Genomic DNA, 23,533 nt, shown 5'->3' on the forward strand with positions numbered 1-23,533 from the left:
CCTGCAGACACCCACACGGGAAATCAAATATCCAGCTTGGGCAGCGCCGCCACAATCTTCTGGGTTTCCAGACTGACGGTTACGACCCGTTGGAAGAGTTCCAGCGGGTATTTCGGGTTACCCATGGTTTCAACTGCCCAGTCGTTCGCATCGTTCACGATGCCGCTGGCCTTGTCAGTTCTGACCGACTGGCGTTCCATAACCCAGTCCAGCGCCGCCTTACCGTTCACCACGTAGTCCCATGCTTCGGCGGGAATATCGCGCAGCGTGATCTTGCCGTTGTAGATGACGGTGGACGTGTCCCCCTTCTTGGCGAACTTCATTTTTTCTACGCAATAGTCTGCATCGGATTGCACACCCTTGGCGTCAATCGTCAACGGGTAAGGCTCCACCGTTTCGTAGTTCAAGTGCCAATGCGCCAAGTCACGGCCAGCCTTGCTGAATGCCCAAAAGTCGTCTGCGGCTTTTACGCGAGGAATACGTGGTAATTCCTTGCTTAAATTGTCTGCATAGCGTTCGCGGTATTCGGCTGAATGTAGAAGCCCGTAAGCGTAATAAAAGACATCTTCTTTGCTGATAGTCTGTCCAGAATAAGCCTGTTGGAAATACGATAAACCTATATCGGTAATGGCATCTCGGCGTTTGCGCGAAGTTGCGGCCTGCTCAGTAAACATGTCGCCAGTGCTGCCTTCGATCTTAATATCTTCATCGTAGAGATAGAGAGGAAAGCATTGCGCACCGCCATCAGGTTGCAGGCATGAAATATTATCGATCATCACCACAAAATGGCCCTCGCCACGCCAATTGCCCTTCGCCATAATTGCGAGATTTTTGGACTTCGCATCGGGAAAGATGCGTGGCATTTGAAGCACCATCTCGTTAAAGGTACGATTGAAATAAAGCCATTGCTTTGTAAATGGGCGATAGAGTGATGGGGTCAGAGCTGTGTCTTCATAATCGAAAGTTCGATTTTTAACTAACTCTTGTTTCAAAGCCCGTGTCCAACTAATATTCTCTGGATTGGTGTTGATAAAACTATCTACAACAGCCTCTCGGGATTTCTTTTCCAGTGCCGGATAGGTATTGTTAAATCGCTGAACTTCTGTGTTGTAGAAGTTTATCATGCGGCTCATGTTGGATTTAAGACTGATCTTGCTCGCGTTGTAGGCCCAGGCATCGCGATTTGTCACAACGCCTTGAGAATAATTTTCAAAGAGCGTTGGGGAGTCGCCTTTTTTATCTCCAAAAGCCAAAAAATCTCCAAAGCTATCATCACGCTGCTTCAACCAGTCGCCATGATTGTCAGGTGTGATGGTATGCCAGTCCGTAATGCCAGATACGCTTACGTAGTTTTCAATTTTTTCGAGTTTTTCTTCACGACTCAGATAGTCACCGATGTCGTTAAAGTGGATGCTCCCATGCTTTGCAGAATTCGGGTTTTTAACCAAAATAGAAATGGCAATTGGTGCGCGGCTCCCCATTCCAAATACGTTGTCTTTTTCTTTTCGACGTGTTTCACCGCTTGTACGTGCGTTGCCACGTAGATGAAAAACATAAATGCTAGAAAATTCGTCTGCTAAGCACTTCCGCAAGCCATCAGCGGAGGTGGCCTCCAGAAATCCTGCGTTTGTTACAAAGCCAATCACACCCGCATTGCCGATGCGGTCGGATGCCCAGCGAATAGCGCGAATGTAGCTGTCATAAAGCCCTCTAGAAAGGGCGGCATTGGAGCGTGCCGCGTAAGTTTTTTCAATCTGCCGATCAAGTTCGGGATAGCTAACATTTTGGTTATTGTCGTTCTGATTGCCCTGCCCGATGGAATACGGTGGATTTCCAACAATAACCCGAATATCCAATTTCTTTTGCCGCTTGCGGCGTGCGCTGTTATCCACCATCAGCGCATCGACCAAGTCATCCTTTTCGTACATCTGGAAGGTATCAGTCAGGCAGATACCTTCAAACGGAACGTACTTACCTCCAATCAGGCTGTGATACGTCGCTTCGATATTGATGGCTGCGATGTAGTACGCCAGCAAGACGATTTCATTGGCATGTAGCTCCTGCTTGTACTTGTGGGGGAGTTCATCCGGACTGATCAGCCCAGATTGAAGTAAGCGAGTAATAAACGTACCGGTGCCGGTGAACGGGTCGATGATGTGTACGCCCTTACTTCCTAGAGTCTGATTGAATTCCTTTTTAAGCAGATCGTTGACGCTATGCAGGATGAAGTCCACGACTTCAATAGGCGTGTAGACGATCCCTAGACGCTCGGTCATCTTGGGGAAAGCATTCCGGAAGAATTTGTCGTACAGCTCCACGACAATTTTTTGTTTTCCGGTAGCGTTGTCGATACCCTCTGCACGCATCTTCACACTGTCGTAGAACTTCTGCAGAGTGCTGGCTTCCTTGTCCAGATTGTGTTGATGCAGGGCGTCCAGAACACCCTGCATGGCCTTGGACATGGGGTTGTGTTGTGCGAAGCTGTAGTCGCTGAACAGCGCGTCGAACACCGGCTTAGTGATCATGTGCTGGGCCAGCATCTCGACAATTTCACCGTCGCTGATACTGTTGTTCAGGTCGTCACGCAGTTCATTTGCGAAGGCGTTGAACGCTCTCCGCTCTTCAATGTTTGCCGGGTTGTCCAAGATGGCTTGGATGTTATCGATATGCGTGTGAGCGATCTTGGCGATGTCATTGGCCCAATCTTCCCAGTGGTGGCGATTGCCGACCTTCTGAACCAATTTGGCATAGATGGCCTTCTCGATTTCGCCCACTTCGAACTGAAGTTCGCTTTGCATATCCTCTTGGCTGGGGCCCCTGGCTTCCTTCCGGCCTATGGTGCTGCCACCACGACCAGCGGTCTTGTTCTTGACGCCGTTTTCGTCTTTCTTGCGCTTCGACTTTTGCTGGATTTTGTCGCTGACGGCGATGATTTCGATCTTGGATCGGTCGTTGCCGACCAGTTCCAGCTTGTTGACCATGGCGTCGAACTTGTCGTCGTGTGAACGCAGGGCTTGCAAGACTTCCCAGACCACCTTGTAGGTCTTGTTGTCGTTCAGGGCTTCGTGGGGCTCAACACCGGCAGGGATGACTACGGGCAGCACCACGTAACCGCGCTTCTTACCGGGCGCGTTGCGCATGACCCGGCCTACGGATTGCACCACATCCACCTGTGAATTGCGAGGCGTCAGGAACAGGACGGCATCCAAGGCCGGAACATCTACACCTTCACTCAGGCAGCGCACGTTGCTGAGGATTCGACAGGTGTTCTCTGGCGGCTCGTCCTTGAGCCATGAAAGCTTGCTTTCTTTCGCGCTGGCGTTCATTCCGCCATCCACGTGTTCTGCCTCGCATTGGAGGCTGTAGGCGGGGCTCGCCTGCAACTCCTCGTCATCCAAATTTTCACTGTCTTGGTATGCCTGAACCACCGCCTGAAACATGTTGGCGATGTTCTTGGAACTGACTTTGTGGACCTTTGCGCCCTTGTTGGTTTCAATGACTTGGCAAAACGCCACAGCGCGCTTCATCGGATTGGTATCGCCAATCAAATCCGGAGTCAGTTCCTGTTTGGCGAGTGCTTTCCAGCATCCGATGATCTTGGCCGCATCGTCTACGCGCAGGTCGTTGTCTGCACTGCGTAACAGCTCTTGAATACGGCGATTGACGTGGCTTTCTTCGACGGACAGAACAATGACCTTGTAGTCACACAACAGCCCCAAGCGCACGGCTTCGGAAAAGGTGATGACATACAGCTCGGGGCCGTACAGGTTTTCATCGTCCATGGAACACAAGACGACGTTGTCTTTTTCTGCGCTGGCCTTTGCGTTGTTGCCATAAATGCGCGGCGTCGCCGTCATGTACAGGCGTCTGCTCGCCTGAATAAAGCCAGCGTCATGTACCTTGACGAAATTGCTTTCGTCGTCATCGTCAAAGGTGGCGCCTGTGGTCCGGTGTGCTTCGTCGCAGATGATCAGATCGAAAGCGGGAAGACCGTTTTCTTTCTGCGCCTTGCTGATGGTTTCGATGGAATGGTAGGTGCTGAACACCACACTCATGTGCGCGTCATCGTGACGCTTGCCCATTTCCAGCGCCAGCCGCGCCGGGTCAGTCGTTGCGGGGTAACGCAGTTCGTGCGTGAACGTCTGTACGACGTCGTCGTCTTTCTTGCGGTGCTTGCCGACATCACTGTCGGAACAGACGGCGAAGCTATGTAGCGGGGTTGTGCTTTCCTGCGTCCATTCGGTCAGGGTTTGCGACAGAAGGGAGAGGCTGGGCACCAGGAACAACACGTGTTTACCTGCGCCTGCGTAGGCTTCAGCAATCTTCAAGCTGGTGAAGGTTTTGCCCGTTCCGCAGGCCATGATCAGCTTGCCACGGCTTTCGCGTTCAAAACCTGCCAGCGTCGCGTTAAGGGCGCTTTGTTGGTGCGGGCGAAGCGACTTCTTTGGCTTGAGTACCGGTGCCTGATTGGGTTGGTATTTGGCCCAGTCAATCTGACTGTTTTCCAAGTCATGCAGATCAATCTTGGTGACTGGGGGCTGCTGGTCAATCAACGCGTTTTCTGCGTTGTCGCTCCAGATGTTTGTCGTGCTGACAATGACGCGACGGGAGAAAATCTTCTTGCCGGATGCAGTGAAAAAACTGTCGATATCGCTTTTCTGTAGGCGGTATGTGGGCGCGTACAGCTTGCATTGGATGGCATGAAATTCACCTGTGTCAGCGGTCTTCGCGACCAAGTCGATTCCCGCGTCATTCTTGGGAATTCCCTGAAGTTCGGCCCATTGCGCATACGTCCAAACATCGCTGTACAGGTCTTTGTACGTGGCTTCGTTGCGCAGGTAGCAGATGGTCAGTTCTTCAAAGTACGTTCCTTTCTCGCGTTCGGTGACCGATGCATTTCGGTAGGCATCAAGAATGGCGATCAGAGGCGACTTGTTGTTGGCGTCAGTCATTGTTGGGTCAGCAAGTGATTTTTGAGATTTTTTCTACGATGGCGTCAAGGCGACTGGTGCTGGTGCCAGAAATCAGGCAATCCTCCCAGAACCATTTGTCGAACACTTGAATAACAGCTTCGCGAATGGGAGCGCCCGCGCCGATCATTGATGCGATTTCTTGGGCTTGAAATTCGTATTCATCCTGCATGGCATCGTCACCTTTGCAGCCTGTTCGCATGGGATCAAGTTCGCAGAGGACAGACGAAATTTCCTCCGCGTGGATGTTTGTGTTCAAGGTTTGCTTGGCTGTTGTCATTTGGTTTTTTCTTACGGTGGACGCTACAGCGCAAAGCAACCCGAATCGTCTTGCTAGGGACGTGCAGCAACTGTCTTGCGAACGTCGGGTTCGGCACCTTCCTCGCTGGGAAATTCGAAACCGGGGGCGAGTGCAGAGCTACCTGCGTCGCTTAGTTCTGTCGGGTCCAGCAGACGCAGCCTAATTTCAGACCCTCGCATGCTGGCGTCTGGGCTGCAATCGACTTGCCACTGGCGCATCACGTAACCAGCCACCGCGCCGCGTAACGATACCCTCAATCTTCCATCATGCATTCCAAAGTCTTTTGCAATCACCTCCGGATGCGGGCGCGATGGATGGGGTATCAAGGTCAGCGTGAACATGCGATTCCATTGCGTGTCGGCGCTGATCAGTTCCTGCGGTGATGGGGTAGGGCAGTCCACCAGAGCGCGCACATCTTCCATGCGCGTCAGCACCAGATCGCGGAAATGTCCTTTGGTCCGATCAAACGCCCGGACGTGCCAGCGAAGCCCTGAATCCACAAGCGAGTGGGGCACGATGACCCGAGGACTGGGGCCTTTTTTCATGGACAGGTAGGTGAGTCCAAGCGCCTGTCCCTTATGAATAGCTCGCGTGACGGTGGCAAGGGTGTTCAGGTCTGGTTGGTTCAGACGCTTGGGCGTTGCATGGGAAATGGTTTCGCCGCTGGTGCCGGTGTCTGCGGCAGTTGTCCCCGTCGTCAGCGCTGCGAGAACCTTGTCCGGATCGTGTTGGAACAAAGGCTGGAAAGTCGGCAGATACCGATACTGCTTTTGTTCGTAGCTGACGTTGTGGGGCGCAAGGTGCTTGTACAGCATCAAGTCGCGGGTACCTGCGGCAGTCGCTACTTCAAAGCGTTCCAACACGTGCTTGCGGGCCACTCCTCCGTAAAACCAGACCCGAAACTCGATGAAGGCCAGACGCAGGCGCTGGCCCGCCGACAACGTGGCGATGGTGCTGTCTTGTTTCATTAATCTAGAAAAGAGTCCTGCAATGCGTTTGGTTGCCCATTAAGAGAATTTCTTCAGAGCTTTCGAGCTGGAACCACCCTTGCCAAAGACGCTGAATGATTCACTTTCGCCATCTACTTGCACATCAATGAATGTTCCGATGACCGAGTCAGCGTCAAAGTAGTCGTCAAACTCGTCTAGCAGGACAGCCTCGCCGGGCTGCACCAAGTCATAAGAGATCGTAAATTCCGAGGTCGCAGCACCTCCGCCTTCGTCGTCGGTCCTGACAAGCCCCACAGAACTGTTGGTGACCTTGTCCAACACCAGCGCTGTCTGATTCAGGAAATAGAGTTTCCCTCCCGTCCTATGGACGGAAAACTGTACTTTCGGGGTATTTCCGGGCGTCTTCTCCGGCCTGGAAGGAAGTAGAGAGTCAATGGTGGTGCGATGCGGTTCAGTCATGGTGATCCTATTGGGTTGCCTTGTGCGTTCAGAGTGCCCTATGTTGTTTTCCATGCCAGCAACAATTCGCGCACTTCAGCGTATTCACGGCATCGCGCATAGTCCTTGTCCGTTGGATTTGGAATGCGCGACAGGTCCATGTTTTCTGCGTTGTCCGCCAGCTTCACCTTCCTGGCGACGGGGTCAGCGGCGGCCCGAGCTGCCGCTTCAAGCCGTGTTTCGCCAGGAAGCTTGGTTAACGCTGCGACGGCTCGCAGGACTTCAGGTGGAAATCCCTCTCGTGCAAGATCGTCGATGGTTATGGAAGTGTCTTCGACGACATCATGCAGAACCGCTGCCATCTGTTCATGTTCGCCATCGACGCGAAACATGACCCGAAGCGGGTGCAATATGTAGGGCTGTCCAGCCTTGTCGCGTTGTCCAGTGTGGGCGGTTGCAGCAATCTCAATGGCGCGTTCTATGGTCGGCATGGAGGTTCCAAGGGCGAATAAGCAACGCCATTTTATGTGGATAAGATCAAAATGATCTGAATAATCGAATCATTTTGATCTTATTTTTGGGGTCGGCCGCTAGTGCAAGTTCTCCGGACGATGAACGGGCGGTGCTGCGTCACGCCAGTTCTGCAGTTCAGTTGCGTCGAACACGGTACAACGCGAACTTAGTTTTCGGGCCTTGGGAAAGTCGCTTCTCTCTTTGGCCCAGCGCCACAACGTGGCGGGACTGATACCCAGATACTCTGCTGCGGCCTTGGGCCGGATGGATGAATTAAGTTGAACCATGTGTACTCCATGTTGTTTTCCGCTTCTCCCAGTGATTGGCGGCATGGAGTGATTGCAGCATGACTATCCTGATTTCTCAGGACCTCATGTTGTCCATTTCATGATCGTGCTGGCATGGTAGTGACGCTGCTGGCAACCTCTGCTTGCCAAGTGCGACACCATCGCTGAATGGTTTCAGGGTTTTCTAGTGCTTGGTACTTGGAAAGCATGTCGAAAGCGAATTCCTTCATGCTTCTGTAGCGCCCTGGGTCGCGGTGCCACATTTCCCAGCATTCTTTGACCTGCTGTTTGGCGGCTGTCTTCGGACTATTGGCCCATCGACTTCTCGCGCCGGATTCCGCCATGGAGCGTCTGGCAACGTCCTGCGCTTCGGATTCAAGCTTACGCACATGATCGGCGGTGCCCGCAGGCAGCTTTTCCTGAACAAGTCTTCGTTCTGCCGCGCAGACCATTTCCATGGATTCGATGGCCGCAGCGGTGGCGCGCAAAAGAGTATCTGCAGGCAGCTCTCGCGGAGGGTACTTCGACACCAAGGCATCAATCGTGAAAATCTTCTCTAGGGCCATCAATGCGTAGGCTTGGGCCTCAGATGGAAAGTCTGTCTGGTCACTCTTGCGTCGCAGGCGGACGACTTCTTCAAGGGCTTCGATGTCGCTGATTTTCTGATCCGGAAAACCATCGGGGAGTCGGGTTGGATCGGGCCAGTTTTCCAGCAGGGCTTTGACATCTTCGTGTGTGATGTGGACCGTCCCGTCTTCATCGCGCATGTAGCTGGGAACAAACTGAAGCTCCCATCCACCTTCTTCCACCAGCCGCTGAGCGAATTCATCGCTGAACTGTTCTAGTTCTCTGGCGTATTCGCCTTCGATCAGTTGATCCATGGCCGTGCGCAATGCCGTCATGTCAGAACGCCATTGATGCCGACTACGGGGATTCAGAACCTGTATGGCTCGCAAGTAGATTGCCCCAGTGGAGGGGAATGAAGTGTTGTCCGCTGGCTTCATTAGGGGCGTCTGTCGGGGTTCTGCGTGGACGACTGTTACGCGGTTTTCAACTGAATCACTGTCGCCCCGGTACGCAACTTGTCCAGATAGTCGGCCCATCGCTGCATCATTGCCCGTCTGGCGGGCAGGTGCGCTGTGCGGTTGTAGGCACGTCCGTTCACGTCTCTCACCGCGTGGGCCAGTTGGTGTTCTATCAGGTCAACCCGTTCTTCCAACACCTCATCCATGATGGTTCTGGCGGTTGCCCGGAAGCCGTGGGCGCTGTGAACTTCCTTCGGGTATCCCATTCCGCGCAAGGCGGCATTGATGGTGTTATCGCTCATAGGACGTTCACCAGTTCGAATGCTGGGGAAAACGTATGTCCCGTGACCTGTAGCCGGTTGCATGTCTTTGAGGATGGTCAGCGCCTGAGTGGACAACGGAACTATGTGATCGGTCTTCATCTTCATCTTGCTGCCGGGGATGCGCCACTCAGCAGTATCGAAATCGATTTCACGCCATTCCATAGTTCTCAGTTCGCCGGGGCGAACGAACACCAGTGGTGACAGCTTCAGGGCCGCAACGGTGTAGGGATGACCGCTGTAGCCGTGGATCGCGCGTAGTAGTTCACCGAGTTTTTTGGGGTCGGTGATGGCGGCGAAATGCCCGGGAGTTGCTTTTGCAAGAGAACCTTTCAGGTCTTGCGTGACATCCCGTTCGGCTGCGCCGATGGCGACGGCATACCGGAAGACTTGCCCAGTGACTTGTTTGACCCGCTGAACACTATCAAGAGCGCCCCGTGCTTCCATCTTTCGCAGGGCGGCGAGGACATCCCTTGGACCGATTGCCGAAATTGGCATCTTGCCGATGTAGGGGATGACGTCCTTCTCCAGCCATGAAGTGATCTTCTTCTGTGTGTTGGCTGATCGTTCCGCAGCGGTTTTACCGAGCCATTCACGTGCCACCAGTTCGAAACTGTGTGCTACCGCATCGGCCTTGGCTTGCTTTTCTTGTCGTTTCGCGCCGCTGGGGTCGATGTCGTCGGCCAGTTGTTCCTTGGCTTTGTCGCGCCGCTGGCGGGCTTTCGCGAGGGAAACTTCAGGGTAGACGCCCAGCGCCAGCGTCTTGCGCTTACCGGCGAAGCGGTAGTCCATGCGCCAGTATTTGGCCTGTCCCTTCACCAAAAGGTACATGCCATCGCTGTCGGCCATCTTGTAACCGCTGGGCTTGTCCCCGGGCTTGGCGTTTTTGACAGCGGTATCGTTAAGTGCCATCTCATCCCCTTTGTGACGGTATCTCCACTGGCGGTATCTGGCTGATACCGTCGAAAGTACCGTCTTTATGACGGTATGTCATGCTACCGATTGAGATGGGGCGAGACAATGAAAAAACCCGCATGCCTAGGAGACATGCGGGTTTTGAGGGGTCCTGATCGGGTCTGAGACGATCAGATGGTGCCCGGGGCCGGAATCGAACCGGCACGCCTTGCGGCGGGGGATTTTGAGTCCCCTGCGTCTACCAATTTCACCACCCGGGCTGGAATTCGTGAAGCCGCAAATTATGGCACAGTAGGGCGCATGAAATATCCGACGATTGAAGACGCGGTGGGCAACACGCCGCTGGTGGCGCTGCAGCGCATTGGGGCCCAGGACAACGCGGCGCGGGGCAATGTGGTGCTGGGCAAGCTGGAGGGCAACAACCCCGCGGGGTCGGTGAAGGACAGGCCCGCCCTGTCGATGATCCGGCGCGCGGAGGAGCGGGGCGACATCCGGCCTGGGGACACGCTGATCGAGGCCACGTCGGGCAACACCGGCATCGCCCTGGCGATGGCGGCCGCCATCAAGGGCTACCGCATGGTGCTGGTGATGCCGGAAGACCTCTCCATCGAGCGCGCGCAGACCATGAAGGCCTTTGGCGCGGAGCTTGTGCTCACGCCCAAGAGCGGTGGAATGGAGCATGCGCGCGACCTCGCCGAGGCCATGCAAAAGCGCGGCGAGGGCAAGGTGCTGGACCAGTTCGCCAACCAGGACAACCCGCGCATCCACTACGAAACCACGGGCCCCGAGATCTGGGAGCAGACCGGCGGGCGCATCACGCACTTCGTGAGCGCCATGGGCACCACGGGCACCATCACCGGGGTGTCGCGCTTCCTCAAGGAGAAGAACCCGGCCATCCAGATCATCGGCGCGCAGCCCGAGGAAGGCTCGCGCATTCCCGGCATCCGCAAGTGGCCGCAGGAGTACCTGCCCAAGATCTATGACGCGAGCACGGTGGATGAGCTGGTGTATGTGAGCCAGGACAATGCCGAGGACATGTGCCGCCGTCTGGCGCGAGAAGAGGGCATCTTCGCGGGCATCTCGGCGGCGGGGGCCTGCTGGGTGGCGCAGCAGATCGCGGCGCGCGACAGCCATGCCACCATCGTCTTCGTGGTGTGCGACCGGGGCGACCGCTACCTGTCGACGGGGGTGTTCCCCGCCTGAGGACGAAAGGCAGCGAAGGCGACCCCTTCACCTTCCTTGCAATGAAAATGGGCCGTCTGCGCTGGATAGGAAAGCGCCGATAGCTATCAAAATAAGAGCATATGCACTACGAAACCCGCTACTGCACCCACTGCGGCACCGCGCTGCAGCCGATCACGCTGGCCGAGGACGGTGGCGACAAGGAGCGCCTGCGCTGCCCCGCCTGCGGCTGGACGCACTGGAACAATCCCACGCCCGTGCTGGCCGCGATCGTGGAGGTGAATGGCAAGGTGCTGCTGGCCCGCAACGCGGCCTGGCCCGCGAAGATGTTTGCGCTGATCACGGGCTTCATGGAGGCCGGGGAGTCGCCGCAGGAAGGCATCGCGCGCGAGGTCAAGGAGGAAACCAACCTCGACGTGCGCTCCACCACGCTGGTGGGGGCCTACGAGTTTCTGCGCATGAACCAGATCATCATTGCCTACCATGTGGTGGCCGAGGGTGAGGTGCGGCTGTCACCCGAGCTGGTGGACCACCGGTTCTACGACCTGCACGAACTCAGGTGCTGGCCCGCCGGCACGGGCTATGCGCTGGCGGACTGGCTGCGCACGCGAGGGCATGAACCGGTGTTTTTCACGGCAGAGGAAAACGAAGAGCGCCGCCGGGGGCTCAACCTGCCGCCAAAGGATTGATGAAGACCATGGACATCCACAAAGAAATCGATACCCGGGGCTTGAACTGCCCCCTGCCCATCCTCAAGGCCAAGAAGGCACTGGCGGACATGGCCAGTGGCCAGCTGCTCAAGGTGGTGTCCACCGATGGCGGCTCGCTGCGCGACTTTCAGGCCTTTGCCAAACAGACGGGCAACGAGCTGGTGGAGCAGCAGACGATGGGCGAGGAGTACATCCACGTCCTGCGCAGAAGGTAGTTAAATAGAAGCGAAACCCTGACGAGGTGGTGCGCCTTGCCCTCTGCCGCCACTGTGCGAGGGGCGCGTGCGCAGCCTGGGCAAACCGGGCCCACGGGCTCGGCAGGCGACGCGGCGCTGGAATTCGCCTGGTTTCTGCTGGCGCCTGGCGCAGGCCACAGCAGTGCCTCAAGGCAAAAAATCCTCCACAGCCCTGGTGGGCTGCCGGAGGATTTTTTTTCTGGTCATGCAGCCGCGCAGATCGCGGTGCAGGCGCTGCCTACAGGCTCAGGCCCTTCAGGTATTCCCGGAACGACGCGCCCACTTGAGGGTGCTGCAGCGCCAGTTCCACTGTGGCTTCCAGAAAGCCTTCCTTGCTGCCGCAGTCATAACGCTTGCCCTGGTACTGGAAGGCGTACACGGCCTCGCTCTGCATCAGGCGCGCGATGCCGTCGGTGAGCTGGATCTCGCCACCCACGCCGCGCGGCTGGTTGCGGATCTCGTCGAACACGCCGGGGGTGAGGATGTAGCGGCCGGCCACGCCCATGCGGGAGGGTGCCACGTCGGCCTTGGGCTTCTCGACGATGCGGTCGATGCGGATCAGCGGACCGCCTGCGGGCTCGCCGGCCACGATGCCGTATTTGTGCACCTGGTCTTCCGGTACTTCCTGCACGGCGATGACCGAGCGGCCCTGTTGGCGGAAGGCGGTGGCCATCTGGGCCAGCACGGGTGGGCCGCCCTGGGGGCCCACCATCAGGTCGTCGGCCAGCAGCACGGCAAACGGCTCCTTGCCCACCAATGGCTCGGCGCACAGCACGGCATGGCCCAGGCCCAGCGAGCGGGGCTGGCGCACAAACGCGCAGTCCATGTCGTCGGGCTGGATGGAACGCACCAGCGCCAGCAGTTCCTTCTTGCCGGCGGCTTCCAGCTCGGCCTCCAGCTCGTAGGCGGTGTCGAAGTGGTCTTCGATGGCGCGCTTGCTGCGGCCGGTCACGAAGATCATGTGGCGGATGCCGGCGGCGTAGGCCTCTTCGACGGCGTACTGGATGAGCGGCTTGTCCACCACGGGCAGCATTTCCTTGGGGCTGGCCTTGGTGGCGGGCAGGAACCGGGTGCCCAGGCCCGCGACGGGGAATACGGCTTTGCGGACGGTGGTGGCAACAGTCATGGAATTCCTTTTGGGGATAGGTAATCGGGTCGGATGGAGCCCCGCCGCCAGGGCGGGGCCCGTTGCGCCACGCAGTATGGCGGCTGTTTTCAGCCCAGGCGTGTCAGTTGATCGCGCAATCTGCCCAGCGTGGTGCCGAAGTCCGCCACCCGTTTTTTCTCCTGGTCGATCACGGCGGGTGGCGCCTTGGCCACGAAGGCTTCGTTGGACAGCTTGCCGTTGGCCTTGGTGATCTCACCCTCGATACGGCTGATTTCCTTGGACAGGCGGGTCTTCTCGGCGGCCACGTCGATTTCCATGTGCAGGCACATGCGCGCCTCGCCCACCATGGCCACGGGCGCGGCCTGCGCGGCGGCGGCCCAGGCGGCCTCGTCGTCGAATACCTTGACCTCGCTGAGCTTGGCCAGGGCCTGCAGCACCGGCGCCACGCCGCGCATGAAGTCCGTGTCGCCCACGGTGTACAGCGGCAGGCGGGTCGAGGGCGAGACGTTCATCTCGCCGCGCAGCGTGCGGCAGGCATCCACCAGGCCCTTGACATGCTCCATGTGCGCAATGGCGGCCTCGTCGATCTTGCTCGGCTGCGCCTCGGGGTAGCGGGCGATGCTGACCGATTCGCCTTGGAGCCCCGCCACGGGCGCCACGGTTTGCCACAGGGCTTCGGTGATGAACGGGATGATGGGGTGGGCCAGGCGCAGGATGGCTTCCAGCGTGCGGATCAGGGTGCGGCGCGTGGCGCGCTGCTCGGCCTCGGTGCCGGTCTGGATCTGCACCTTGGCGATCTCCAGGTACCAGTCGCAGAACTCGTTCCAGACGAAGTCATAGATCGTGTTGGCCACGTTGTCCAGCCGGTACTCGGCAAATCCCTTGGCGACTTCCGCCTCGGTCTTTTGCAGCAGCGACGCTATCCAGCGGTCGGCCTGGCTGAAGGCCATGTAGCCGTGGGCGGGGCCGCCGGGCTGGCATTCTTCCTTGGTGTGCTCTTTCAGGCCGCAGTCCTGGCCCTCGCAGTTCATCAGCACGAAGCGGCTGGCGTTCCAGAGCTTGTTGCAGAAGTTGCGGTAGCCCTCGCAGCGCTTGCTGTCGAAGTTGATGCTGCGCCCCAGGCTGGCCAGCGCCGCGAAAGTGAAGCGCAGCGCGTCGGCACCGTAGGCGGGGATGCCTTCGGGGAATTCCTTTTGCGTGTTCTTGCGCACCGTGGGCGCGGTCTCGGGCTTGCGCAGGCCGGTGGTGCGCTTGTCGAGCAGCGGCTCCAGCGCGATGCCGTCGATCAGGTCCACCGGATCGAGCACGTTGCCTTCGGACTTGGACATCTTCTTGCCCTGCGCGTCGCGCACCAGGCCGTGGATGTACACGTGCCTGAACGGCACGCGGCCGGTGAAGTGCGTGGTCATCATGATCATCCGGGCGACCCAGAAGAAGATGATGTCGTAGCCCGTCACCAGCACGGTGCTGGGCAGGTACAGGTTGAAGTCGTCGGTGGGGCTGTCGCCCTGTTCAGGCCAGCCCATGGTGCTGAAGGGCACGAGCGCGGACGAGTACCAGGTGTCGAGCACGTCCTCGTCGCGGCGCAGCAGCTTGCCGGGGGCCTTGGCCTGCGCCTCGGCTTCGCTGCGGGCCACGATCACGTTGCCGTCTTCGTCGTACCAGGCCGGGATCTGGTGGCCCCACCACAGCTGGCGGCTGATGCACCAGTCCTGGATGTTGTTCATCCACTGGTTGTAGGTGTTCACCCAGTTCTCGGGCACGAACGTCACCTCGCCCGTGGCCACGGCGTCGATGGCCTTTTGCGCAATGCTCTTGCCCGTCGGGTCCTGGTCGCTCACCTTGCTCATGGCCACGAACCACTGGTCGGTCAGCATGGGTTCGATCACCTGGCCGGTGCGGGTGCAGATGGGCACCATGAGCTTGTGTTTCTTCACCTCGACCAGCGCGCCCGTGGCTTCCAGGTCGGCCACCACGGCCTTGCGGGCCACGAAGCGGTCCATGCCCCGGTACTTGGCGGGTGCGTTGTCGTTGATGGTGGCCTGCAGCGTCAGCACCACGATCATGGGCAGCTTGTGGCGCTGGCCCACGGCGTAGTCGTTCTGGTCGTGCGCGGGGGTGACCTTCACCACGCCCGTGCCGAACTCCTTGTCCACGTAGTCGTCGGCAATCACCGGGATCTGGCGGTCGCACAGCGGCAGGTTGACCATCTTGCCGATCAGGTGCGTGTAGCGTGCGTCTTCAGGGTGCACCATCAGGGCCACGTCGCCCAGCATGGTTTCGGGCCGGGTGGTGGCCACCGTGAGGCTGCCCGAACCATCGGCCAGCGGGTAGGCGATGTGCCACAGCGAGCCGTCTTTTTCCTCGCTCTCCACTTCCAGGTCGGACACGGCGGACTGCAGCTTCGGGTCCCAGTTCACCAGGCGCTTGCCGCGGTAGATCAGGCCCTGCTCGTACAGCTTCACGAAGGTGTCGGTGACCACGGTGGACAGCTTGTCGTCCATGGTGAAGTACTCGCGGCTCCAGTCCACGCTGTCGCCCATGCGGCGCATCTGCGTGGTGATGGTGTTGCCGCTCTTTTCCTTCCACTCCCACACCTTGCTCACAAAGTTCTTGCGCGCCTCGGGCGGGGTGGGGCCCATGTCGTAGCGGCTGATGCCCTGCTCCTGCAGCTGGCGCTCGACCACGATCTGCGTGGCGATGCCCGCGTGGTCGGTGCCCGGCACCCACACCGTGTTGAAGCCACGCATGCGGTGGTAGCGCGTGAGGCTGTCCATGATGGTCTGGTTGAACGCATGGCCCATGTGCAGCGTGCCCGTCACGTTGGGGGGAGGCAGCTGGATGGAGAAGGCCGGCTCGCCGGCTTGCGCCGCGCCCGTGCCTCTGAATCCCGCGACGCCATAGCCGCGGCGTTCCCATTCGGGCCCCCAGTGGGCTTCCAGGGCGGCGGGTTCAAAAGACTTGGACAGGCTGTCGAGGCCGGGTTGTGTGGGGGTGGTGCTCATGGTGGCCAATGAAAACGGCATCCCTGGGGATGCCGTGGGGAAAGGATGGATGCATTTTATCGTTGCCGGGGAGCTACCATATTGATAGCTACCTGCGATCTGCTGGTGGGCGCTGAAGCCGATTTTTATCAAGAAACTGCGCAGGCATCGCGCGGGGCCGCTACACTGCGGCGGCCCATATCCTGAGCCGCCATGTCCCCAACGCCTGCAGCCCCCCAGCTCCTGCACCTGACCTCGCGTGATTACACCGGCCGCGACAAGACCGCTGCGCTGCGTGAGTTCTACGGACGCGAATTGATGCGCGTGGAGCTGCGGCCCTACGAAGGCGCGGGCGCAACCCAGGACGGGCTGGACTTCGCCAGCACCATGCTGCCCCTGGGCGGCGACTCCATCTACGTCCATACCCAGTGCACACCCAGCCGCATGTGGCGCTCGCCCGAGATGCTTCGCGACGGGGACGACGCCCTGTACCTGGCCGTGGCCTGGGGCGGCGGCGTTTTTCACACGCCGCGCGAAAGCCACCACCTGTCCGGCGGCCGCTACGCCATCGTCTCCAAGGCCCGCGCGCACGAGTTCATCAATCTCCGGGGCGGGGCCAGCGCCTGCATCCAGGTGCCGCATGCCGCCATGGCGCGGCGAGTCGCGGGGCTGGAGGAGGCGCCGATGCGCATGCTGTCGCCCGACATGCCAGAGCCCGCCTTGGCGATCGGCTATGCGCAACTGCTGGCCCGCAGCCCCGAGCTTTCCGCGCCGCTGCTGCAGTCGGCCCTGTCGCATCTGCAGGAGCTGGTGGCGCGTGTGCTGGCACCGACGGCGCAGGCCCCTGCGCAGGATGCCGTGGACGTGCCCCGCCTGGCGCTGATCCGCCGCGACATCCTGGCCCGCATCGATCGGGCCGACCTGAGCCTGGCGCAGATCGCACGGCTGCACCACCTCACCCCGCGCCAGGTGCAGCGCCTGTTCGCGCGGGAGGGCATGTACTTTTCCGACTTTGTGCGCGAGCAGCGGCTGATGCGCGCCCGCGCCATGCTGGCCGATCCCGCGCAGCGCCACCGCCGTGTGCTGGAGATCGCGCTGGACAGCGGGTTCGACGACGTATCGGCCTTCAGCCGCGCTTTCCGGCGGCAGTTCGGCATGTCGCCCAGCGAGGCGCGCGGCAGCTGAAGGCTCCTGGTGCCCATGTCACTTTGGGCACAGCGATTGTCATTTTGGGCACGGACGGGGCGCGGCGGTTTCCCAAGAATCGCCGCAGTTTTCCGAATGTTACGAACACGCCCATGCGCCTTCACTATTTCTCCCAGCACGCACTGCTTGCGGCCCTTGCCTGCACCGCATCCGCCCATGCCGCCCCCGTTGTCGTGGGCACCGGTACGCCCGCCAGTTGCACCGAAGCTGCGCTGGACGCGGCACTGGTGGGTAGCAACCAGATCACCTTCAACTGTGGCGCAGTCCCGCACACCATCACGCTGACGGGCATGAAAGCCCCGGCGTCGGGAACCACCCTCGACGGCGGCGGGCTCGTTACCCTGGATGCCAACCTCGTGGCGCGTCACTTCTACATGAACTCCGGTACCTATGCGCTGGCCGGGCTCACGCTCGTCAATGGCCAGGCGGACCACGGCGGCGCCATCTATGCCAACAACGTGACGCTATCGCTCAGCAACGTCACCTTGCGCAACAACCGGACGCTGGCGGGCGGTGACGGCGGCGCCCTGTTTACCGGGGGCAATCTGGGCTCCCAGGTCACCCTGCAAAGGGTACGCGCCATCGGCAACAGGGCCGACTATGGGGGCGGCGCCATCTACGCCAATAGTGAGTACGACACGCTGGCGCTGAATGAGTTCGTGGCGCAGAACAACATCAGCGCCAATGGCGGCGGCGCGATCGACCACCATGGCGCGGCCCTCACCATCACACAAAGCCTGTTCCAGAACAACTCGTCCACGGCTTCGGGGTCCTCCGGCGGGGCGGTGAATGTCGACCCGATCACGTCGAGCACCTTGTCCATCACCAACACGACCTTTGTGGACAACTCCCTGGGAGACGGCTCCGGTAGCGCTCTCAGCATCACCGGCGTGGCGGGCGGCAGCATTGCCAACAGCACCTTCGCCAACAACAGCGGAACCGTGGCGATTTCTGTCTGGGCCGCTGGCACGCAGGTCACGGCGAGGAACACGCTCATCAGCGCCACCTTGGGTGGCATCAACTGCAATACCCAGGGAGGGGCCGTGTTGTTCGACGGGGGCAACAATCTGCAGTTTGGAGGTACGGCGGCACAATCGTGTGGCGCATCGATGCCACAGGCCGACCCGCTCCTGGCCCCGTTGGCCAACAACGGCGCGGGCTATTTCAGCCAGACCATGGCCTTGCAGCCGGGCAGCCCCGCCATTGATGCGGGCAGCGGCTGTGAAGTGGTGGACCAGCGTGGCGTGGCACGCCCCATCGGCCTGGCCTGCGACATCGGCGCCTTCGAAGCCCCGGTGGCCGCGCCGCCCGGCAATGGCGCGATTGCAGTGCCTGCGCTGGACTGTGGCGGCCTGGCCTTGCTTTCCACGCTGCTGGCGGGGCTGGGGGCGCTGCGCCGCCGCAAGGTTGGTTTGCTATAATTTTTATGGCATTTGGCGCTTTATGGGTAAGCCATGAAGGCCAATTCGGCCCAAAAAAACTGCGCCATGCCACTCAGTGGGGCACGAACTCCGGCCGGTCATTGTTCTCGGGCTTGAGCGGAGCGGCCACCTTGCCCTCGGCGCGCTCCTTGCGCCACTGCTCCTTGCGGGCCGTCCACTCGTTGAGCCGCGCATGGGCCACGGTGCTGTCCTTGGCCATCTGCTCCTCGTTGGCCAGCTGGGCCGACAGCTCCAGGCGGATGCCGTTGGGATCGAAGAAATAGATGCTGTGGAAGATGTGGTGGTCGGTCACGCCCAGCACCTCGATGCCATGGGCTTCCAGGCGCTTCTTGGTGTTCTCCAGTTCCTCGACCGTGTTCACGCGGAAGGCGATGTGGTTGACCCACAGCGGCGTGTTGGGCGAGGGCTCGGCCTTCACGTCGTCGCCCAGGTCGAAGAAGGCGATGAACGAGCCGTCCCGCAGGCGGAAGAAGAAGTGTGTGTAAGGGCAGTACTCGCCCGTGCTGGGCACGTAGTCGCTCTGGATGATGTGGTAGAGCGGCAGGCCCAGGATGTCTTCGTAGAAGTGGCGCGTCTCTTCCGCGTCGCGGGCCTTGTAGGCGTAGTGGTGCAGCTGCTGGATGGCGGCAGGCGCGGGCAGGGTGGCCAGATCGGGCGTCGGGGCGGCATTCATGCGGTGTCTCCTCAAATGGATGGCTGCAATTCTACTATTCGTAATTGATTTACGTTAAGTTAATTTTTATGTGGGTGATTTGCGGTACATTCCGCAGTCACACCCATTCGTGCCGAGGTATTACTCCCATGCGCCTTTGAGCCTCTTCAAGCCGTTCCCCTGCCGCCCTTTGCGGGCCAGGTGGTTGCATGTCTTGTTTGGAGTGCTTTTGCATGGCGACACCTTCAGGGGGCGAATCCGCCCATGGCAGCCGCAGCGCTGCCGCAGCCTCGGCTGCTGATTTCCCATCATCATCTTCTTCTGCTCCTTCATCGCAGGCCCCTGCCAGGCAGGGCAATGCGGCGCCCGGCGCGGGCCAGGCCGTGCTGCAGTTCGCCGGGGTTGGCTGGAGCCCGCCTGGCGGCCAGGCCCTGTGGGGCCGTCCGCTGACGGTGTCCCTGGGCCCGGGCGTGACGGGCATCGTGGGTGCCAACGGTTGCGGCAAGAGCGTCTTCCTGCGGCTCGCGGCGCGCGCGCTGCAGCCCGCCAGCGGCGCCGTGCTGGGCGATCCTTCGCTGCATGTGGTGGCGCAGGAGGTGGCTGCTGCGCCCGGTGCCACGGTGGCTGACGTCGCAGGGCTGGGGCCGGCGCTGGGCGCCCTGGCGCGGCTGGAGGCGGGCGAAGGCACGCCCGATGACCTGCTCGTGGCCGATGGGCGGTGGGACCTGCCCGCGCGCTGGCGGCAGGCGCTGCACGCCCTGGGGCTGGGCCACCTGCCGCCGGCACACGCCGCGCAGCGGCTCAGCGGGGGCGAGCGCATGCGCGTGGCGCTGGCGGGGGCTTTCCTGTCCGATGCCGAGCTGCTGGTGCTCGATGAGCCCACCAACCACCTTGACCGCGCGGGCCGGCGATGGCTGATGGAATCGCTGGCGCAGTGGCGGGGCGGCGTGCTGGTGGCCAGCCACGACCGCGAATTGCTGGGCGCGGTGGGCAGCATCGTGGAGCTGTCGCCCGCCGGGCTGCAGCGCTATGGCGGCCACTGGGGGCTGTACCAGGCCCAGCGCCAGGCCGAGGCCGCCGCCGCCCAGGCCGCGCTGGACCACGCGCGCACCGAGCGCGAGCAGGGCCTGCGGGCGCTGCAGCGCGAGCATGACGCCCAGCAGCGCCGCGCGGCACGCGGGCGCGCGGAGGGGCGCACCACCAACCAGGCGTCCATCCTGCTCGACCGCCGGAAGAACAGCGCACAGGCCCACGCCGGCCGCGAGCACGAGCGGCAGCAGCAAGAGCGCCAGCGGCTGAACGAGGCCGTGCGCGAGGCTGCCCTGCGCGTGCCCGCGCAGGCAGCCGCGGCGCTGGTGCTGCCGCAAAGCGCCGTGCCGGCGGGCAGGCAGGTGCTGGCGTTCGAGCAGGTGCAGGTGCCGCATGCCCCACCGGGCTTGCCTGCGCTGAACGGCGTGTGGAGTGGCCCCGTGCGCATAGCGATCACCGGGCCCAATGGGTGTGGCAAGAGCAGCCTGCTGCGGCTGGTCGCGGCGCCGGATGGCGTGCCTGAAGGCGGTGTGCGGCGCGGCGTGCGGGCCGCCTGGCTGGATCAGCACAACACCGCCGCGCTGCCCCCGCAATGCAGCGTGCTGGATCGGCTGCGGGCACTGGGCTCGCCGCTGCCCGAAGCCGCGCTGCGCACGCACCTGGCACAACTCGGGCTGGATGCGGACAAGGTGCATCGCCCGGCCGGTGTGCTCAGTGGCGGCGAGCGCATCAAGGCCGCGCTGGCCTGCGCCCTGTGGTCGTGCGAGCCCGCGCAGATGCTGCTGCTCGACGAGCCCACGAACCACCTGGATGTGGATGCCGTGGACGCCTTGCAGGCCGCGCTGGGGGCCTTCACGGGCGCGTTGGCCGTGGTGTCGCACGACACCGCCTTCCTGCGCGCGCTGCGGCCGGACGTGGTGTGGGCCTGGCGGCCGCAGGGCTGGGACCTGGACGCCTCGCTGGACGCCGCCTGAATACACCCTCGGGCAGCTTGCACCCCGCTGGATGGGGTGTGCGCAATGAAGAAAAAAGCCACCCGCTGCGCTGAGGCTGCGGGTGGCTTTCGGGCAAGGCGCCAGCGGCGCCCTGCGGGCAGTGACGACCGTGATTACTGCTTCACGGCTTCGATCTGCACCACCAGGCGCACGTTCTTGGGGAAGCCCCACTCCACGCCGTAGTTCATGCCCCACTGGGTGCGGTCGATCGTGGCCTCGAAGTCGCCACCGCACACTTCGCGCTTGAGCATGGGGCTGTCATAGCAGTTGAACTGCGTGGCCTTGAGCGTGACGGGCGCGGTCTTGCCCAGCAGCGTGAGCTGGCCGGCCACTTCGCTGACCTTGTCGCCGTTGAAGCTGAACTTGTCGGACACGAACTTGATGGTGGGGTGCTTGGCGGCATCGAACAGGTCGGCGCTTTGCAGGTGCTTGTCGAACGGGGGCGTGCCCGAGTTCACCGAGGTGGTGTCGATGGTGATGTCCACCTTGCCGGACTTGGCCGCGCGGTCGAACTCCACGGTGCCTTGCTTCTTGTCGAAGCGGGCGCGGTTCGTGGTCGTGCCGAAGTGGCCGATCTCGAACGTCACGAAGGTGTGCGTGGGGTCGATGGCGTAGTTGGCGGCCTGCGCGGCGCCGGCGGTCATTGCGGTGGCAGCGGCCACGGCGAGCAGGGAGAACAGGGACTTGCGCATGGGTAAATACTCCTGGAGCAGTGGTGGAAAGAAAAGGAAGGAAAAAAGGAAAAAAATCAGCGATTCAATGCCGTGCGACGCGGGGATCGGGCACGTTCAAGCCAGCGCTCCCGCACAAGGGCCGCCCCGCCGCGCTGGCAGCGTCCCCCTCCCGCGTTGCGTAGCAATGCGAGAGAGGGGAAGGCGCGAAGCGACTCCGGGGGAGCTTCATTCAAATCTTGCCCACGCCGGTGAGCGCGAGCTTGAATTTCACGGTCACGTCGTCGGCCACCATCGAGGTGTCGGCCCACTCGTTCTCACCGATCTTGAACGCCAGGCGCTTGATGGGCAGCGTGCCTGTGGCGGTGGTGCTGGCCCCGCTTTGGGTCAGCGTGACGGGCACCACCACGTTCTGCGCCGTGCCCTTGATGGTGAGCTTGCCCGCCACCTCGAACTTGCCGCCACCCAGCGCCTTGATGGCGGTGGATTCGAACTGCGCCTGCGGGAACTTCCCCACGTTGAACCACGTGGGCTTGGGCAGCTCGGCATCGGTCTCGCGCGATCCGAGCGTGGCGCTGCCGGTATCGACCGTGAACGCGATCTTGCTGGTGGCCGGCTTGGCCGGGTCGAACGCCACCTGGGCGCTGAACTTCTTGAAGTGGCCGTCCAGCGGCACGCCCATCTGGCGGGCGGTGAACTGCACTTCGCTTTGGGCGGGCACCAGTTGTTGCTGGGCCAGGGCGGCCTGGGCGCCCACGGCCAGGGCGGCGCCCAGCACGATGTGGGACAGGGTGGAAGAAGACAGATTCATTCGAAAACTCCGTTCAAAAGACAGAAAAGAGAAGGTGGGGCGGTCGGCTGGTGTAAGACAGGGGCGCGCATCCGCCAGTGCGCCCGTGGAGCCGGCTCTGCCGGGCCTGCGGGTGCGGTCCCCTCCCGCCGAACAGGGAGACGGCGCGAAGCGGCTCGGGGCCCGCCTCATCCACCAGGCAGCATGCGGGCGAGCAGGCCGTCGCGGTCCACGATCTGGTGCTTGAGCGCGCCCGCGATGTGCAGCACCACGAGGCCCGCCATTGCAAATGCGGTGTACTGGTGCCAGGGCTTGATGGCCTCGGCCAGCTCCTTGCTCACGGGCACGAAGTCGGGCAGCTGCCACAGGCCCAAGAACACGATGGGGAAACCGGCGGCCGAGCTGTAGGCCCAGCCGATCAGCGGCACGGCGAAGAACAGCGCATAGAGCAGCCCGTGCGTGGCGTGGTGCGCCAGCTTCTGCCAGCCGGGCATGGCCTGCTCGATCGCTGGCGGCAGTGCGGGGGGGCGGTGCGTGGCGCGCCACAGCAGGCGCAGCACCGACAGCACGAGGAGGGTGACACCCGCCCACTTGTGCCAGTTGTAGAGCTTGAGCCGCTGCGGCGAGAACGGCAGGCCCGTCATGTAGATGCCCACGCCAAACAGGCCGATCAGCGCCAGGCCCAGCACCCAGTGCAAAAGCATGGCGGTGCGCGTGTAGCGGCGGGGCGTTGCGGCGGCCGGGAAGGCGGTGGTGGCAGGGGCAGTCATCTGGGAGCAAAAAGCAAAGCGGGTGGTCAGGTGGAGGCG

Annotated in this window: 20 protein-coding genes and 1 tRNA gene; 6 read left to right on the forward strand and 15 right to left on the reverse strand. The window is 61.3% G+C overall.

Features of this window, described 5'->3' with window-relative positions:
- Positions 1-23: 23 nt before the first annotated feature.
- The 9 genes from AC3RCE_RS07115 to AC3RCE_RS07155 all read right to left on the reverse strand — a co-directional run bounded on the left by AC3RCE_RS07115 (position 24) and on the right by AC3RCE_RS07155 (position 9,979).
- On the reverse strand, positions 24-4,952 hold the full coding sequence (locus AC3RCE_RS07115) for a DEAD/DEAH box helicase (RefSeq protein WP_492254810.1): 4,929 nt from the start codon (positions 4,950-4,952) through the stop codon (positions 24-26).
- A gap of 7 nt (positions 4,953-4,959) precedes the next feature.
- Positions 4,960-5,250 (reverse strand): hypothetical protein, encoded by a 291-nt coding sequence (locus AC3RCE_RS07120; protein ID WP_492254811.1) that lies wholly within the window; start codon positions 5,248-5,250, stop codon positions 4,960-4,962.
- Between the two features lie 53 nt (positions 5,251-5,303).
- Entirely contained in the window at positions 5,304-6,239 is a 936-nt protein-coding gene (locus AC3RCE_RS07125; protein WP_492254812.1) for a WYL domain-containing protein, read from the reverse strand.
- A 39-nt stretch (positions 6,240-6,278) separates the two neighbouring features.
- The gene (locus AC3RCE_RS07130; protein WP_492254813.1) at positions 6,279-6,680 is read right to left on the reverse strand and encodes a hypothetical protein; all 402 of its coding nucleotides are present in this window, start codon (positions 6,678-6,680) and stop codon (positions 6,279-6,281) included.
- A gap of 38 nt (positions 6,681-6,718) precedes the next feature.
- Entirely contained in the window at positions 6,719-7,150 is a 432-nt protein-coding gene (locus AC3RCE_RS07135; protein WP_492254814.1) for an HD domain-containing protein, read from the reverse strand.
- Positions 7,151-7,249: 99 nt separating this feature from the next.
- Positions 7,250-7,504, reverse strand: coding sequence for a helix-turn-helix transcriptional regulator (locus AC3RCE_RS07140; protein ID WP_492254815.1), 255 nt, complete (start codon positions 7,502-7,504; stop codon positions 7,250-7,252).
- 53 nt (positions 7,505-7,557) lie between these two features.
- Entirely contained in the window at positions 7,558-8,361 is an 804-nt protein-coding gene (locus tag AC3RCE_RS07145) for a hypothetical protein (RefSeq protein ID WP_492254816.1), read from the reverse strand.
- Between the two features lie 137 nt (positions 8,362-8,498).
- Positions 8,499-9,716 (reverse strand): tyrosine-type recombinase/integrase, encoded by a 1,218-nt coding sequence (locus AC3RCE_RS07150; protein WP_492254817.1) that lies wholly within the window; start codon positions 9,714-9,716, stop codon positions 8,499-8,501.
- 178 nt (positions 9,717-9,894) lie between these two features.
- Positions 9,895-9,979: transfer RNA gene (locus AC3RCE_RS07155), tRNA-Leu, on the reverse strand.
- A 40-nt stretch (positions 9,980-10,019) separates the two neighbouring features.
- Between AC3RCE_RS07155 and cysM the strand changes: the two genes are divergently transcribed.
- From cysM to AC3RCE_RS07170, 3 genes are all read left to right on the forward strand, one after another.
- Positions 10,020-10,922: a cysteine synthase CysM gene (gene cysM, locus AC3RCE_RS07160; protein ID WP_218293734.1), complete on the forward strand. Its 903-nt coding sequence runs from the start codon at positions 10,020-10,022 to the stop codon at positions 10,920-10,922.
- A 101-nt stretch (positions 10,923-11,023) separates the two neighbouring features.
- Positions 11,024-11,590, forward strand: coding sequence for an NUDIX domain-containing protein (locus AC3RCE_RS07165; protein ID WP_218293736.1), 567 nt, complete (start codon positions 11,024-11,026; stop codon positions 11,588-11,590).
- Between the two features lie 8 nt (positions 11,591-11,598).
- The gene (locus tag AC3RCE_RS07170; protein WP_218293737.1) at positions 11,599-11,826 is read left to right on the forward strand and encodes a sulfurtransferase TusA family protein; all 228 of its coding nucleotides are present in this window, start codon (positions 11,599-11,601) and stop codon (positions 11,824-11,826) included.
- Positions 11,827-12,085: 259 nt separating this feature from the next.
- On the opposite strand, the gene galU is transcribed toward AC3RCE_RS07170, so the two are convergent.
- Both galU and AC3RCE_RS07180 read right to left on the reverse strand, forming a co-directional pair.
- Positions 12,086-12,973 (reverse strand): UTP--glucose-1-phosphate uridylyltransferase GalU, encoded by an 888-nt coding sequence (galU, locus tag AC3RCE_RS07175; protein ID WP_218293738.1) that lies wholly within the window; start codon positions 12,971-12,973, stop codon positions 12,086-12,088.
- 89 nt (positions 12,974-13,062) lie between these two features.
- Positions 13,063-15,960, reverse strand: a complete 2,898-nt coding sequence (locus AC3RCE_RS07180) for a valine--tRNA ligase (protein WP_492254818.1) — start codon at positions 15,958-15,960, stop codon at positions 13,063-13,065.
- A gap of 192 nt (positions 15,961-16,152) precedes the next feature.
- Here AC3RCE_RS07180 and AC3RCE_RS07185 point away from each other — a divergent pair, with 192 nt between their 5' ends.
- Entirely contained in the window at positions 16,153-17,124 is a 972-nt protein-coding gene (locus AC3RCE_RS07185) for a helix-turn-helix transcriptional regulator (protein ID WP_218293740.1), read from the forward strand.
- A gap of 113 nt (positions 17,125-17,237) precedes the next feature.
- Entirely contained in the window at positions 17,238-18,566 is a 1,329-nt protein-coding gene (locus AC3RCE_RS07190; RefSeq protein WP_369641829.1) for an IPTL-CTERM sorting domain-containing protein, read from the forward strand.
- Positions 18,567-18,639: 73 nt separating this feature from the next.
- Here the strand turns inward: AC3RCE_RS07190 and AC3RCE_RS07195 are convergent, their stop codons facing one another.
- On the reverse strand, positions 18,640-19,260 hold the full coding sequence (locus tag AC3RCE_RS07195; RefSeq protein WP_218293743.1) for a VOC family protein: 621 nt from the start codon (positions 19,258-19,260) through the stop codon (positions 18,640-18,642).
- A 212-nt stretch (positions 19,261-19,472) separates the two neighbouring features.
- Between AC3RCE_RS07195 and AC3RCE_RS07200 the strand changes: the two genes are divergently transcribed.
- Positions 19,473-21,242, forward strand: a complete 1,770-nt coding sequence (locus AC3RCE_RS07200) for an ABC-F family ATP-binding cassette domain-containing protein (RefSeq protein ID WP_492254819.1) — start codon at positions 19,473-19,475, stop codon at positions 21,240-21,242.
- A gap of 134 nt (positions 21,243-21,376) precedes the next feature.
- Here AC3RCE_RS07200 and AC3RCE_RS07205 read toward each other — a convergent pair whose 3' ends face one another.
- The 3 genes from AC3RCE_RS07205 to AC3RCE_RS07215 form a co-directional block, all read right to left on the reverse strand.
- Positions 21,377-21,955 (reverse strand): YceI family protein, encoded by a 579-nt coding sequence (locus AC3RCE_RS07205; RefSeq protein ID WP_218293746.1) that lies wholly within the window; start codon positions 21,953-21,955, stop codon positions 21,377-21,379.
- 211 nt (positions 21,956-22,166) lie between these two features.
- The gene (locus AC3RCE_RS07210; RefSeq protein WP_369641831.1) at positions 22,167-22,745 is read right to left on the reverse strand and encodes a YceI family protein; all 579 of its coding nucleotides are present in this window, start codon (positions 22,743-22,745) and stop codon (positions 22,167-22,169) included.
- Between the two features lie 167 nt (positions 22,746-22,912).
- On the reverse strand, positions 22,913-23,494 hold the full coding sequence (locus AC3RCE_RS07215) for a cytochrome b (RefSeq protein ID WP_369641832.1): 582 nt from the start codon (positions 23,492-23,494) through the stop codon (positions 22,913-22,915).
- Between the last annotated feature and the right edge of the window lie 39 nt (positions 23,495-23,533).

The sequence above is a fragment of the Acidovorax sp. GW823-FHT05D11 genome, from assembly GCF_058795695.1.

Bases quoted from the DNA above. Each gene is read 5' to 3' on its own strand.
- AC3RCE_RS07170 (WP_218293737.1), top strand. From the start codon at position 11,599: ATGGACATCCACAAAGAAATCGATACCCGGGGCTTGAACTGCCCCCTG.
- AC3RCE_RS07190 (WP_369641829.1), top strand. From the start codon at position 17,238: ATGCGCCTTCACTATTTCTCCCAGCACGCACTGCTTGCGGCCCTTGCC.
- galU (WP_218293738.1), bottom strand. From the start codon at position 12,973: ATGACTGTTGCCACCACCGTCCGCAAAGCCGTATTCCCCGTCGCGGGC.
- AC3RCE_RS07185 (WP_218293740.1), top strand. From the start codon at position 16,153: ATGTCCCCAACGCCTGCAGCCCCCCAGCTCCTGCACCTGACCTCGCGT.
- AC3RCE_RS07150 (WP_492254817.1), bottom strand. From the start codon at position 9,716: ATGGCACTTAACGATACCGCTGTCAAAAACGCCAAGCCCGGGGACAAG.
- AC3RCE_RS07180 (WP_492254818.1), bottom strand. From the start codon at position 15,960: ATGAGCACCACCCCCACACAACCCGGCCTCGACAGCCTGTCCAAGTCT.
- AC3RCE_RS07215 (WP_369641832.1), bottom strand. From the start codon at position 23,494: ATGACTGCCCCTGCCACCACCGCCTTCCCGGCCGCCGCAACGCCCCGC.
- AC3RCE_RS07200 (WP_492254819.1), top strand. From the start codon at position 19,473: ATGGCGACACCTTCAGGGGGCGAATCCGCCCATGGCAGCCGCAGCGCT.
- AC3RCE_RS07210 (WP_369641831.1), bottom strand. From the start codon at position 22,745: ATGAATCTGTCTTCTTCCACCCTGTCCCACATCGTGCTGGGCGCCGCC.
- AC3RCE_RS07145 (WP_492254816.1), bottom strand. From the start codon at position 8,361: ATGACGGCATTGCGCACGGCCATGGATCAACTGATCGAAGGCGAATAC.
- AC3RCE_RS07115 (WP_492254810.1), bottom strand. From the start codon at position 4,952: ATGACTGACGCCAACAACAAGTCGCCTCTGATCGCCATTCTTGATGCC.
- AC3RCE_RS07195 (WP_218293743.1), bottom strand. From the start codon at position 19,260: ATGAATGCCGCCCCGACGCCCGATCTGGCCACCCTGCCCGCGCCTGCC.
- cysM (WP_218293734.1), top strand. From the start codon at position 10,020: ATGAAATATCCGACGATTGAAGACGCGGTGGGCAACACGCCGCTGGTG.
- AC3RCE_RS07125 (WP_492254812.1), bottom strand. From the start codon at position 6,239: ATGAAACAAGACAGCACCATCGCCACGTTGTCGGCGGGCCAGCGCCTG.
- AC3RCE_RS07130 (WP_492254813.1), bottom strand. From the start codon at position 6,680: ATGACTGAACCGCATCGCACCACCATTGACTCTCTACTTCCTTCCAGG.
- AC3RCE_RS07140 (WP_492254815.1), bottom strand. From the start codon at position 7,504: ATGCCGCCAATCACTGGGAGAAGCGGAAAACAACATGGAGTACACATG.
- AC3RCE_RS07135 (WP_492254814.1), bottom strand. From the start codon at position 7,150: ATGCCGACCATAGAACGCGCCATTGAGATTGCTGCAACCGCCCACACT.
- AC3RCE_RS07120 (WP_492254811.1), bottom strand. From the start codon at position 5,250: ATGACAACAGCCAAGCAAACCTTGAACACAAACATCCACGCGGAGGAA.
- AC3RCE_RS07205 (WP_218293746.1), bottom strand. From the start codon at position 21,955: ATGCGCAAGTCCCTGTTCTCCCTGCTCGCCGTGGCCGCTGCCACCGCA.
- AC3RCE_RS07165 (WP_218293736.1), top strand. From the start codon at position 11,024: ATGCACTACGAAACCCGCTACTGCACCCACTGCGGCACCGCGCTGCAG.